Annotated in this window: 11 protein-coding genes; 5 read left to right on the top strand and 6 right to left on the bottom strand. The window is 56.6% G+C overall.

Annotated elements, in window-relative coordinates; all coding sequences use genetic code 11:
• Nucleotides 1–76: 76 nt before the first annotated feature.
• Complete coding sequence (locus tag ACXZ66_RS05915) at nt 77–3,826, top strand: multifunctional oxoglutarate decarboxylase/oxoglutarate dehydrogenase thiamine pyrophosphate-binding subunit/dihydrolipoyllysine-residue succinyltransferase subunit (RefSeq protein WP_458750964.1); 3,750 nt, start codon at nt 77–79, stop codon at nt 3,824–3,826.
• Between the two features lie 76 nt (nt 3,827–3,902).
• On the opposite strand, the gene ACXZ66_RS05910 is transcribed toward ACXZ66_RS05915, so the two are convergent.
• Both ACXZ66_RS05910 and ACXZ66_RS05905 read right to left on the bottom strand, forming a co-directional pair.
• Entirely contained in the window at nt 3,903–4,634 is a 732-nt protein-coding gene (locus tag ACXZ66_RS05910) for a hypothetical protein (protein ID WP_458750963.1), read from the bottom strand.
• Between the two features lie 77 nt (nt 4,635–4,711).
• Nucleotides 4,712–5,248, bottom strand: a complete 537-nt coding sequence (locus ACXZ66_RS05905; protein ID WP_458750962.1) for a general stress protein — start codon at nt 5,246–5,248, stop codon at nt 4,712–4,714.
• Between the two features lie 184 nt (nt 5,249–5,432).
• Here ACXZ66_RS05905 and ACXZ66_RS05900 point away from each other — a divergent pair, with 184 nt between their 5' ends.
• On the top strand, nt 5,433–6,566 hold the full coding sequence (locus ACXZ66_RS05900) for an Mrp/NBP35 family ATP-binding protein (RefSeq protein WP_458750961.1): 1,134 nt from the start codon (nt 5,433–5,435) through the stop codon (nt 6,564–6,566).
• Between the two features lie 80 nt (nt 6,567–6,646).
• On the opposite strand, the gene tatB is transcribed toward ACXZ66_RS05900, so the two are convergent.
• The 3 genes from tatB to sigE form a co-directional block, all read right to left on the bottom strand.
• On the bottom strand, nt 6,647–7,135 hold the full coding sequence (gene tatB / locus ACXZ66_RS05895) for a Sec-independent protein translocase protein TatB (protein WP_458750960.1): 489 nt from the start codon (nt 7,133–7,135) through the stop codon (nt 6,647–6,649).
• A 66-nt stretch (nt 7,136–7,201) separates the two neighbouring features.
• Nucleotides 7,202–7,585, bottom strand: coding sequence for a zf-HC2 domain-containing protein (locus tag ACXZ66_RS05890; RefSeq protein WP_458750959.1), 384 nt, complete (start codon nt 7,583–7,585; stop codon nt 7,202–7,204).
• 92 nt (nt 7,586–7,677) lie between these two features.
• On the bottom strand, nt 7,678–8,313 hold the full coding sequence (sigE, locus tag ACXZ66_RS05885; protein ID WP_458750958.1) for an RNA polymerase sigma factor SigE: 636 nt from the start codon (nt 8,311–8,313) through the stop codon (nt 7,678–7,680).
• Nucleotides 8,314–8,458: 145 nt separating this feature from the next.
• On the opposite strand from sigE, the gene ACXZ66_RS05880 reads away from it, so the two are divergent.
• Nucleotides 8,459–9,106, top strand: a complete 648-nt coding sequence (locus tag ACXZ66_RS05880) for an O-methyltransferase (RefSeq protein ID WP_458750957.1) — start codon at nt 8,459–8,461, stop codon at nt 9,104–9,106.
• An 86-nt stretch (nt 9,107–9,192) separates the two neighbouring features.
• Here ACXZ66_RS05880 and glgC read toward each other — a convergent pair whose 3' ends face one another.
• Nucleotides 9,193–10,410, bottom strand: coding sequence for a glucose-1-phosphate adenylyltransferase (gene glgC / locus ACXZ66_RS05875; RefSeq protein WP_458750956.1), 1,218 nt, complete (start codon nt 10,408–10,410; stop codon nt 9,193–9,195).
• A 252-nt stretch (nt 10,411–10,662) separates the two neighbouring features.
• On the opposite strand from glgC, the gene glgA reads away from it, so the two are divergent.
• Nucleotides 10,663–11,817 (top strand): glycogen synthase, encoded by a 1,155-nt coding sequence (glgA, locus tag ACXZ66_RS05870; protein ID WP_458750955.1) that lies wholly within the window; start codon nt 10,663–10,665, stop codon nt 11,815–11,817.
• A 28-nt stretch (nt 11,818–11,845) separates the two neighbouring features.
• Nucleotides 11,846–13,231 carry a GH32 C-terminal domain-containing protein gene (locus tag ACXZ66_RS05865; protein WP_458750954.1) on the top strand — a complete coding sequence of 462 codons (1,386 nt, stop codon included), beginning with the start codon at nt 11,846–11,848 and terminating at the stop codon, nt 13,229–13,231.
• The last annotated feature ends 21 nt before the right edge of the window (nt 13,232–13,252 follow it).

The raw sequence follows: 13,252 nt of genomic DNA, 5'->3' as shown, positions 1-13,252 counted from the left end.
GCTTGAGATTGATAGACAATTAAAGTCGACTAAACACCATTAATAAACGCACCAAGAAATGAGGCGAGCACCTGCCGTGAGCAGCGCAAGTACATTCGGCCAAAACACCTGGCTGGTTGACGAGATGTTCCTGCAGTTCCAGAAGGACCCATCTAGCGTGGATCCTGAATGGCGAGAGCTTTTCGAGAAGAGGGGCACTTCGACTACAGCGAAGGATGCACCTGCAACAACCGCCGCCTCTGCTTCCTCGGCAACTGCCGGTCAGCAGCCTAAGGCCCAGGCTAATTCTCAGACCACCGCTACGACCCCAGCGACGGGCACAGCGAAGCCAGCCACGCGACTGGAAGAGTCAGCACAGAAGGCAGCTAAGCCTGCAAAGAAGACCCCAAAGCCAAAGTCGAGTCCGCTCGATCGCATTGGTAAGTCTCCGGAGCCTAGCGAAACGCAGCTCAAGGGCACTTTTAAGGCCATCGCCAAGAACATGGATGAGTCTCTGGAAATCCCAACGGCAACCACCGTTCGCGATATGCCAGTTAAGCTCATGTTCGAAAACCGTGCGCAGATCAACGAGCACCTCAAGCGCACTCGTGGTGGCAAGATTTCCTTTACCCACATCATTGGCTACGCCATAGTGAAGTCTGCGATGATTCACCCAGACCTCAACGTGCGTTACGAGGTCAGGGATGGAAAGCCTTTCAAGATCCAGCCTGAGCACATCAACCTAGGCCTTGCAATTGACCTTCCCCAAAAGGACGGCTCCCGCGCGCTCGTCGTTGCTGCGATTAAGGAAGCTGAAAACAAGAACTTCAAGGAGTTCATCGACGCATACGAGGACATCGTCGCTCGTGCTCGCGTGAACAAGCTGAAACTCGATGATTTCTCCGGCGTCACCATGTCGCTGACCAACCCAGGTGGCATTGGTACGCGTCACTCCATTCCACGTCTGACCAAGGGCCAAGGCTCGATCATCGGCGTCGGCGCAATGGATTACCCAGCAGAATTCGCTGGCGCTTCCGAGGACCGTCTTGCTGAACTTGGTGTGGGCAAGCTAGTTACCCTGACCTCTACCTACGATCACCGCGTGATCCAGGGTGCAGAGTCCGGCGAATTCCTGCGCGATATCTCCCAGCTGCTTGTCGACGATAAGTTCTGGGACCAAATCTTCGAAGACATGGAGATTCCTTACTCTCCAATGCGTTGGGCACAGGACCAGCCAAACACTGGCCTGGACAAGAACACCCGCGTCATGCAGCTCATCGAGGCGTACCGCTCCCGCGGCCACCTCATGGCCGACACCAACCCAATTCATTGGGATCAGCCTGGCCTGCCTAAGCCGGACTCCCGTGACCTGCAGATGGAAACCCACGGCCTGACCCTGTGGGATCTGGACCGCACCTTCCACGTTGGTGGATTCGGTGGCAAGGAAACCATGACGCTGCGCGAGGTTCTCAGCCGCCTGCGCTCTGCCTACACCCTGCACGTTGGTGCGGAGTACACCCACATCCTGGACCGCGATGAGCGCGAATGGCTGCAGACCCGCCTCGAGAACGGCATGCCGAAGCCATCCAACGCCGAGCAGAAGTACGTTCTGCAGAAGCTCAACGCTGCTGAAGCATTTGAGAACTTCCTGCAAACCAAGTACCTGGGCCAGAAGCGCTTCTCCCTCGAGGGTGCCGAAACCCTGATCCCACTGATGGATTCCGTCATCGACACCGCCGCAGGCCAGGGCCTCGACGAGGTTGTCATCGGCATGCCTCACCGTGGCCGTTTGAACGTCCTGTTCAACATCGTTGGCAAGCCAGCACGCACCATCTTCACCGAGTTCGAAGGCAACATGCAGTCGGCACAGCAAGGTGGCTCCGGTGACGTGAAGTACCACCTCGGTTTCGAGGGCGAGCACATCCAGATGTTCGGCGAGAACGAGATTAAGGTCTCGCTGACCGCTAACCCTTCGCATCTGGAAGCCGTCGACCCAGTTATGGTCGGTATCGCTCGCGCGAAGCAGGACATCCTAGACAAGGGCGCAACCGAAGAAGGTTACTCCGTTGTTCCAATGATGCTCCACGGCGATGCTTCCTTCGCAGGTCTTGGCATTGTTCAGGAAACCCTGAACCTGTCGAAGTTGCGCGGCTACGATGTGGGCGGCACCATCCACATCGTGGTGAACAACCAGATCGGCTTCACCACCACCCCAGATTCGGGTCGCTCCACCTACTACTCCACTGACCTGGCAAAGGGCTTCGACGCCCCAGTCTTCCACGTCAATGGCGATGACCCAGAAGCTGCTGTGTGGGTTGCCAAGCTGGCTACCGAGTACCGTCGTGAGTTTGGCAAGGACGTATTCATCGACCTGATCTGTTACCGCCTGCGCGGTCACAACGAGGCTGACGATCCAACCGTGACCCAGCCAAAGATGTACGAGAAGATCCAGAATCACCCATCGGTACGTACCAAGTACACCGAGGACCTCATCGGCCGTGGCGACATCACCGACGAGGAAGCCAAGATCGTGGCACAGGACTTCAACGAGCAGTTGGATTCCGTCTTCACCGATGTCAAGGCACACGAAGGCGAGCCTTCCGAGCAGACCGGTATCACCCACTCTCAGGTGCTGACCACCGGCTTGGACACCTCCATCTCCAAGGAGTCCTTGGAGGCAATGGCGAACTCCTACGGAGAGCTGCCTGACACCTTCACTCCAAACAAGCGTGTCGGCTCCGTTTTGAAGAAGCGCGGTAACTCCGCTGTCGACGGTGACATCGACTGGGCATGGGGCGAGCTGCTCGCCTTTGGCTCCTTGGCTGCAGACAACGGCAAGCTCGTTCGTCTGGCCGGCGAGGACACCCAGCGCGGTACCTTCACCCAGCGCCACGCAGTTCTCTACGATCCAGAGACCGGCGAGGGCTACAACCCACTGCACCAAAACGCGCTTGACTCCGGTAACGGCGGCAAGTTCCTGGTGTACAACTCCTCTCTGACCGAGTATGCGGGCATGGGCTTCGAGTACGGCTACACCGTGGGTAACGAAGATGCAGTTGTTGCATGGGAAGCACAGTTCGGCGACTTCGCCAACGGCGCACAGACCATCATCGACGAGTACATCGCCTCCGGTGAGACGAAGTGGGGCCAGCTCTCCAGCCTGATCCTGCTGCTGCCACACGGCTACGAAGGCCAGGGACCAGACCACTCGTCGGCACGCATCGAGCGTTTCCTTCAGTTGGTCGCAGAAGGTTCCTTGACCATTGCTCAGCCAACCACCCCGGCAAACCACTTCCACCTGATTCGTCGTCAAGGCCTTGGCGAGATGAAGCGACCGCTGATCGTCTTCACTCCGAAGTCCATGCTGCGTAACAAGGCTGCGGTTTCCCAGGTGTCTGACTTCACCGAGACCAAGTCCTTCGCGTCCGTGATCAATGACCCTAACTTGGTCAACGCTCACAACGAGAAGATCGGTGATACCGACAAGGTCAAGACCATCATGCTGTGCTCCGGCAAGGTTTACTACGAGTTGGAGAAGCGTCGTGTGAAGGATGGCCGCGATGACGTCGCGATTGTTCGCATCGAGATGCTCCACCCAATTCCATTCAACCGTCTCCGCGAGGCATTCCAGAACTACCCGAATGCTGAAGAGATCCGTTGGGTCCAGGAAGAGCCTGCGAACCAGGGTGCATGGCCGTTCTACAACGAGCACCTGCGCAACCTGATCCCAGAAATGCCTGAGATGAAGCGCGTTTCGCGTCGTGCACAGTCCACCACCGCTACCGGTGTGGCCAAGGTTCACGCACAAGAAGAGCAGCAGCTTCTCGACGAGGCGTTTGCCAAGTAGGACCACTACCTAGCAGCAGCTGAAGAAAGGAGGTCGGCCCCACTCTGTGGGGCCGACCTCCTTTTAGTTTTTCTGTTTAGTTCTTCTGGCTGCTGTCTTCGGCTTGATTAATATTCGAATTGTGTGTGCTGCGCCAGTTGAGCACCGCATTTTCTACAGTTTCTCCGCGTTTGACTTCATCGGCGACTTCTTTCAGTTCGTCGGTGACTAATCCGCGTGTCCATGCATTGATTGACCTTTGCTCACTGCGGTCAAACAGGCCTTTTGAGAACACCGGTACGAGGTTCTGGGCAAGCTCCGAATGTTGCGTGTCTGCACAGCCCTGGGCTGGCGACGGATCAGTGGTTTGAACATCACCAGGTAGGGAGCCCACGAACTCGTCGTACGTGCGCTGAGAAACATTGAAGCTGGTATCACCGGATTGCTCAGCTGTATTGACCTCGGTGACAAGAACACCCGTCTCCGTGGGATTGAGCTCGGCCAGCAGATCGCCGGTGCATCCAATGACGAAGTTGGCTTCGGTTGATCTGAGCCGTTCGACTTTGCTTGTCTCGCTGCCTGTCTCGCTGTCGGCTGCGGGGCTGATCACCTGAGTCGAGTGATTGATATCTTCTAGCTCTTGGCGATAGAACTCCGCGAGGACGACTTGCTCTGCAGAGTTGGCATCAATGGAGATCACCACCGGCTCCGCCCCCTGGCCGAAATCTGTTGTGGTTGGGGCAGAACATCCAGACAGCACAAAACCCGCGGCCACCACAAGGGCGATCCCTCCGGATACAGTGCGTCGTGATTGAGCTAATCGATGCATAGCGGAACCGGGAGATCCTTTCGGCCGCGGGTTTTATAGGTAATCAGGGGCTAAGTCTACCCCGAACCTACCCGGGTTTAAGCATCATTGGTCGGGCGTGGATCATTCTCCGGATGCGACTGATCCAGCTGATCCTGCGGAATCGACGTACCAAGAGACGCAATGATATCGCGAGCTTCCTCGGCGCGATCCGGAGTACAAATAACGTCGTAGCGACCTGCGACGATGTCGGTGGTAGATGTGAAGTCTCGTGCACCACCGGTCATGCCGTAGCTGATTGCCGCAAAGATGATGCCGAAGATAGCACCGATGACGATGCCGGTAAACACTGGAATCCACAGAGCAGGGCTGAACATACCCACAAGCAGGCCAATGAATAGGCCCCACCATGCACCGGCAAGGGCACCACCGCCGAGGACGCGGCCCCAAGTCAGGCGACCAGTGACCTTTTCTACCTGGAACAAGTCCACGCCTACGATTGCTGTTTCTTCGACTGGAAATTTGCGGTCCGATAGTGCATCAACCGCGTTCTGAGCTTCAAGGTACGTGTTAAAGCTGCCAACTGGCCATCCATCAGGACGGATTCGTCGGGCGCGATCGGAATTCGGTGTCATTTCGCTATGAGTCTCCTTTAGTTAATCATATTAATTATGGAATCGGTACCAAACTATGGTAACTGAAAAACCTGTAGACATGCATTGAAACTACTAGATATATTCGCTTCCCTTATTCAGGGAATCCACAGGTACCGTGCACCTTTAGTCCTATGAATCGGGTGAACTATACTGATTCACTACTATGACAACACTTACCGAAGCTTCTGTTCGCAGCGCGTTGTCCCGCGTAGAGGACCCCGAAATAGGCAAACCCATCACCGAGCTAGATATGGTGAAGTCCATCGAACTTGATGGCAACAATGTCTCGGTCGAGGTGTTGCTCACCATTGCGGGATGCCCAATGCGCAACACTATCGAGTCCAATACTCGAGCTGTTTTGGAAGAGTTAGACGGAGTTGGCACCGTCAATGTCACCCTCGGCGCCATGACCGACGATCAGCGCCGCGAACTCCGCCTGCGGTTGCGCGGGGATGCCGAAGAACCTGAGATTCCTTTCGCAAAGCCAGACAGCACCACCCGAGTGTTCGCGGTGGCCTCTGGCAAGGGTGGCGTAGGTAAGTCCTCGGCTACGGTTAACCTCGCTGTTTCTATGGCTGCGCGTGGGCTCAAGGTTGGCATCATCGATGCCGATATTTACGGTCACTCGGTTCCAGCGTTAATGGGTTCCACGGGACAAAACCCAACCATGGTCGACGACATGATCATGCCGCCGATCGCTCACAACGTGCGCCATATCTCCATCGGTCAGTTTGTCGAGGGCAACTCCCCTGTTGTGTGGCGTGGACCGATGCTGCACCGCGCTATCCAGCAGTTCCTCGCAGATGTGTTCTGGGGTGACTTGGATGTCTTGTTCATGGATCTGCCACCAGGAACCGGCGACGTAGCCATTACTGTTGCGCAGCTAGTTCCAAACGCCGAGCTGTTGATTGTGACGACGCCACAAGCTGCTGCAGCCGAGGTTGCCGAGCGCGCGGGTTCGATCTCCCAGCAGACCCGTCAGCGGGTTGCTGGTGTGATTGAGAACATGTCGGGGATGATCATGCCCGATGGCAGCGTCATGGAAATCTTTGGTGCTGGTGGTGGCCAACAGGTAGCCGAACGGCTGTCTGTAATCACCGGTGGCGATGTTCCCCTTCTTGGGTCGATTCCTCTTGACCCACAGCTGCGCGTGCATGGCGACGACGGCAATCCGGTTGTTCTCTCGGAGCCTGATTCTTCTGCAGCGAAGGCAATTAGCGCCATCGTCGATAAGCTAATGATCCGGAAGGACTCCCTTGCGGGTAAGTCCTTGAACCTTGGGGTTACGCGGAAGTAAGCGCTAAAAGGCCGAACCGAAAATAAAGCCAAAACAAGACTCCGCCCCGATGGAATTTTTCCATCGGGGCGGAGTTTGGTTTATGTGATGTCCGCCCAAGAGAAGCCGCCACCACTTGAATAGTCGCCCTTATTCTTGTTCGACGTGGGCTGAGGCTGACTTTGAGGCTGGGACTGCGTCGGAGGCTGGGTCGGAGGCTGAGTACCTTGCTGGGCTTGGTTGCGCAGTTGGTTCTGGCCCGTCGCCGTGGCTGGGTCGCCTTCCATCATTTTCGTGGGATCAAATTGATCGAGGTAATCCCCCTCCTCGTCAAAGAGCACCTTCGCAATCGCGCGCTTCGGGCCCATCGCCGCATATTCGCTCACGGTATTAATGGGCTTGCGGAACTCGTCGAAGTCTTCGCCAAAGTCGCCGTTGAGCTCTTCCTTCGCGTTATTGATCGCTCGGCGAGCCGCAAAGATTGCAGCGCGAACATCTTGAATTACCCCGGGCAATTTCTCCGGTCCGATAACGATGATGCCGATAATAATGATGAAAAATATTTCACCCCAGCCAATACTGTCAAACACACTCTCACCTTAGTACGCGCGGGCGCAACAATCTCGTTGGACCGACTTCGCGGGGATTATTCCACGCTAATTCTTCCGGAACAGCGCCTTTAAACGACGCTCACCTGCAGTATCGTCTTTTTCAACGGAAGGTGAATCTTCGGGATCACGCAACGGCGCGAGATCAGCAATCTGAGACAGCCGCGCCACTAAATTGCGCGGGGCACGAACGCATTCCTCAAGATTGGAACCACGCACGGCTTCGGAAGCGTGACGCTGAGCGTGGACCTCTTCACGACAATCGCTGCAATGGACCACATGTACTCGCGCGCGGTGCAGCGCACCATCACTGAGCTCACCATCGACGAACGCCGCTACAGCTTCAGGGCTTAAATGCTCAACACTGGCGAGTTCCATGCGTAATTTCCGCCGAAAGGAACGACGTTCCGGAGTATGTTTTTTCAGTGTCACGCGTTCTCCTTCCGCTCATTACCGCTGCGACAATCTGCTGAAGTTAATTCCCACCCTACCCGTTTTCTGCGGGAATCAACCGGAGCCAATGCTTAGCGCGTCCGAAGCAAAAGGCGAACATCCTCATCATTTTTAGCTTGGGCCTCCAATGATGCACGCAGCTGGGATCGACCGCGGTGGATCCTTGAACGCACCGTGCCCATCTTCACACCGAGTGTTTCCGCAATCTCTTCGTAGGTCATACCCACCACGTCACACAGAACAACCGCAACGCGGAAATCCGGGCTGAGCTCGTCGAGAGCACGCTGGAGTGCGGGGTCTAAATTGGAGACGTTATACGCCTGCTCCGGAGTCATATCAGTACCAGGAACACGCTCATAGTCTTCGGGGAGGGCTTCCATTCGAATCTTGCTGCGGTGCCGCACCATATCCAAAAATAGGTTCGTGGTGATGCGGTGCAGCCAGCCTTCAAAAGTACCCGGTTGGTACTTCTTCAAACTGCGGAACACACGCATGAAGGTTTCTTGGGTAAGATCTTCTGCATCGTGTTGATTACCCGAAAGGCGGAAAGCCAGACGGTAAACGCTATCCGCGTGTTCTGCGACTAATTCTGACCATGACGGCATCTCAGCTTGTCCTGCATCGAATGCCGCTGTTCCAGAGAGCTCTTCGCCCTCGGAGGCAGGAAGCACGTCATTTTCGTTGGAAATTGCCGATTGTCGCTTCATACAGTCTATTTTTGCCTATTTTGGTTCCGAAAGCCAGAAACTCGACTGGATATACTCTGTGAATGACTAGGCGGATGAATAGGCGAGCCAGAAACCTCACCGTGGCTTCCCCAATTACCGCCTTACGCTGCCTAGAATTATCAGCGTGAGTGAAACAGCATATTCAGCCATCCAGCGTTATATCGCGAGCAAGACCGAGCTTTCTGAGGCTTTAGCTTCGGCGCGCGCCGATGCCGAGGAATACCGGCTCAACGTTCCTGACGAAATTACCGGACAATTGCTGACTAGCCTGGCTGCTTCTTCCTACCACCCCGATTCAGCCGGTGCGGTAGCGATTACCCCAGCCGCGGGCGTCGTCGGTCTGCATCTTCTTGAGGGCCTCGCCGACAAAACCACGGTGACGTGCATCGACCCAGAGGCAGACCATCAAAACCGTGCACGCCAGGCGTTCCGCGACGCCGGTTACTCCCCTTCGCGGGGGCGCTTTTTACCGTCGCGACCAGCCGATGTATTAAGTCGGCTGGCATCGGCGTCCTACCAGGTGGTGTATCTGGATGCGGCACCGCTCGATCGCTCCACGTTGATCACGGCAGCCTATCCCCTCCTGACGCCGGGTGGTTCGCTCTTTATCGTCGATGCGCTTCTCGACGGCACGCTTGCCGACGACACACGTAAAGACCGCGACACTGAGGCTGCACGAGAGGCAGAGGCGCTCGTCGATACGCTAGAAAACGCGATTGTGACTCGCCTGCCGCTCGGTGCCGGACTGACGCTGGTCACCCGCAAGGCCTAACGAAGCCAAAAACAAGCGGGCTGGCCGGATCTCCACTTTCACAGGGAGCCCGGCCAGCCCGCTTTCAAACTCAGCGCGAGGCAGTACTAGACCACTTCGTTCTTGCCCACTACGACAACGCCACCAGGGGAAACCTTGTAGCGTGCCTGATCGCGAGGATGATCGACACCAACGGTCTCGCCGTCAGAGATGTAGACGTTCTTGTCCAAGATCGCGTGACGAACGACGGCGCCGCGGCCCACGCGAACACCCGGCAGCAGCACGGACCCCTCGACGGTTGCGCCTTCCTCAACGCGGACATCGGTGGACAGCACCGAGTTACGCACCGTTGCACCTGAGACGATGGAGCCTGGGGCGACCATCGACGACTGCGCGATACCGCCTTGCACGAACTTCGCCGGTGGAAGGTTGCTATCGGCAGTGGAGTGAATCGGCCACGACTTGTTGTACAAGTTGAAAATCGGGTGAACCGAAATCAAATCCATGTGTGCTTCATAGAAAGAGTCGATGGTACCTACGTCGCGCCAATACCCCTTGTCACGTTCCGTTGCACCTGGGACTTCGTTGCCGGAGAAGTCATAGACATTGGCTTCGCCTCTGTCCACGAAGTACGGGATGATGTCGCCGCCCATGTCATGATCAGAGTCTTCGTTCTGCTCGTCTTCGAGCAGCGCTTGTACAAGCGCCTCGGTGGAGAAGATGTAGTTACCCATCGACGCATAGGCCTGGGTTGGATCATCTGGAGTGCCCGGAGGATCCGCTGGCTTTTCCAAGAACTCGGTGATTGTGCCATCGCCATCAGCTTGGATCACGCCGAATGCTGTCGCCTCTTCGCGCGGCACGCGAATTCCTGCAACTGTGGCGGACTTTCCGGATGCAATGTGATCCTCCAACATCTGGGATGGATCCATGCGGTAGACGTGGTCAGCGCCGAAAACGAGGACGAAATCAGGCTTCTCGTCATAGATCAGGTTGAGGGACTGCACGATTGCATCGGCAGAACCGTTGTACCAACGCTTGCCACGGCGCTGCTGTGCCGGCACGGAAGCAACGTACTGAGGCGTCGGCCCCGAGATATTCCATGCGGTAGCAATGTGGCGGTCTAGGGAGTGCGACTTATACTGTGTCAGCACTGCGATTTTTAAGAAGCCGGCGTTGACTAAGTTGGACAACACAAAGTCGACCAAACGGTAGTTGCCACCGAAAGGCACAGCGGGCTTCGCGCGGTCAGCGGTGAGAGGGAAAAGACGTTTTCCTTCGCCGCCCGCGAGGACAATTGAGAGTACATTTGGCTGAGTCTTCACACTGCCCAGCATATTGTTTTCCCAAGCACTTTGCAGGGGATTATTGTTCCGGCTCCTAAAACTTAATCTGTTGTTTGCACAACATCGGAAGTTTCTTGGCAGGGCCGAGGCGGGGCCGAGTCGGGGCCGGGTCGGGACCTTGTCGGGGCTCAAGCACGTCCACACAGCACCCACACAGTGCCTACACAGTGTCTGCGCAGGCTACGCAAAGAGTTTCTGCACAAATTTCGAATCGTGACTAACCTCGTGGTTATGAGAGTCGGAATGATGACAAGAGAGTACCCGCCCGAGGTATATGGTGGCGCTGGAGTGCACGTCACCGAATTAACCCGTTTCATGCGCGAGATCGTCGAAGTTGACGTCCACTGCATGGGCGAACCCCGCGACATGGACGGCGTATACGTTCATGGGGTTGACCCAGCCCTCGATGACGCCAACAGCGCAATTAAGACCCTGTCCACCGGCCTACGAATGGCCAACTCTGCCAACAATATCGACGTCGTGCATTCTCACACGTGGTACGCCGGTCTCGGTGGCCACCTCACCGGGAAGCTCTATGGCATCCCGCATGTAGTAACCGCGCACTCTCTCGAGCCCGATCGCCCATGGAAGCGCGAGCAGCTTGGTGGCGGTTACGATGTCTCCTCCTGGTCCGAAAAGAACGCCATGGAATACGCCGATGCGGTAATTGCCGTGTCTGCGGGCATGAAAAAATCCGTCCTTCAGGCGTATCCACGTATCGACGAGTCAAAGGTCCACGTAGTTCTCAATGGCATTGACACGGAAAAGTGGTACCCAACCGAAGGCTCCGTCGCGGAAGAGCTCGGGGTGGACACCTCCAAGCCAATCGTTGCGTTTGTTGGTCGCATTACCCGCCAAAAGGGCGTCGAGCACCTGGTGAAGGCAGCTCGCCATTTCGCTCCCGATGTCCAACTCGTGCTGTGCGCTGGTGCGCCTGATACCCCTGAGATCGCCGCTCAGACGAAGGCTCTCGTCGAGGAATTAAAATCCACCCGCGACGGTGTTTTCTGGGTACAGGACATGTTGTCTTCCGACAAGATCCGCGAGGTGTACTCCATCGCCGACGTGTTTGTGTGCCCTTCCATCTACGAGCCCCTCGGCATTGTCAACCTTGAAGCAATGGCCTGCGGGACCGCTGTTGTTGCCTCCGACGTGGGTGGCATTCCCGAGGTTGTCGTCGACGGTGAGACTGGCACCCTAGTCCACTACGACGAAAACGACACCGAAAGCTTCGAACGCGACATTGCCGCAGCCGTCAATGCTTTGGTCTCTGACCTTGATAAGGCGCACGCCTTCGGTCAGGCCGGACTTGCGCGCGCCAAGGATAAGTTTTCCTGGGCCACGATTGCGCAGCAAACCGTAGATATTTACAAGTCGCTTTCTTAGGGTCTCAACACAAACTGAAAGGGTTATTTTGTCTGCTCTCCGCCCTGAACTCCACGTCACCGCCGAGTCTGGCATCCTCGAGGCCGCCGCAGGAATGCTGCGCAACGGGGATACCTGGCACATGCTCTACCAATACCGGCCGGCGCCCGACCAACCTTCGCGTTGGGGGCACCAGGTTTCGCACGACGGTCCCTTTGACTGGGCTGTCTACCCTGATGTTCTCGCAGCCAAGGGTGGAGAAACTAAAGTCTTGGCCGGTTCGGTGGTGTCCAACAACGGCGGAGCCGACCTGTTTTTCACCTCGGTGACGGCGGCGGGCACCTCGATTCAATTCGCGCGGGTCGAAGACATTACTAATCTTGCAGAGATTACCGACGACCCATTGGAGCTAGATCCTTCCGTTCACCGCTCCGGCATAGTCATCTCGGATACCAAGGAGTTCTCGCGCTTCCGCTCCCCTTGCGTGGTGCCTGACTGGCGCTCGGAGGATGACCGCAATCAAGGCCACGCTGGTTGGCTCATGATCACGAGCACCGGTGAGCCCGACTCTCCAGTTCCTGTCATCTTAGAATCCGGCGACGGAATCGATTGGGACTTACTCGGCCCACTGACTTTCACCGGTGACACAGGTCTTGACAAGGATGCCATTCTCGTCGCGCCACGGTTGATTCGCCTTCGCGACGAAGTGGACCGTGAAATTTACGATGTCCTCCTTGTCACCATTGAGCGCAAAGATGGCCTCGACCGGTCGGGCTATATCGTCGGCAAGCTCAAGGGCACGAATTTTGAAATCTCCACCCCTTTTCAGCGCATCGACCAGGGCCACGATTTTACTCGCCCGCGCAACACCAACTACACCCGTGACACCGTCGACGGCGAGGAGCGCTACTCCAAGGGCTACCTGTTCGGCCTGTTCAACGGAGTAGGGCGTGGCGACGACGAAACCAAACAAACCAGCTGGAAGAACGAAGGTTGGGCCAATTCCCTCTCGCTTCCGCGTTCCACCACGCTGCAGGGCGGCAAGCTCTTCCAAACTCCTGCCGCGGGACTTCCCGATGCCGTCGAGCAGTCAGAAAATGCCAAGTTCTGGAGTGCTTTATGCGAAATTCCTAGCGGTTCTAGTGTGGTGGCGGAAATCGTCGATAAGTCCGGCGACGTGATTGCTACCGTGACTCATGGCGGTGACATGATCTCGGTGGACCGCCACATTGATGCGCCGGCGCGGGCTCGCCTCGATGAGGTCGACGAGGACAATATCTCCATCGTGGTCGACGGCAACACGCTGGAGGTTTATGCCGGCGGTGGCAGCGTAGTTATGTCTAGCCGGATCATTCCGAAGGAAGGCGTTGCCGAAATTCGCGTTGCCACTAAAGATGAGGCAACGATTCAAACGGAGTGGCGCCGCGGCCGGTAGCGCCGCTCGGGCTCGGGCCTC

This window comes from Corynebacterium sp. S7 (genome assembly GCF_054401105.1).
This window is presented reverse-complemented; position numbering and strand designations above follow the sequence as displayed.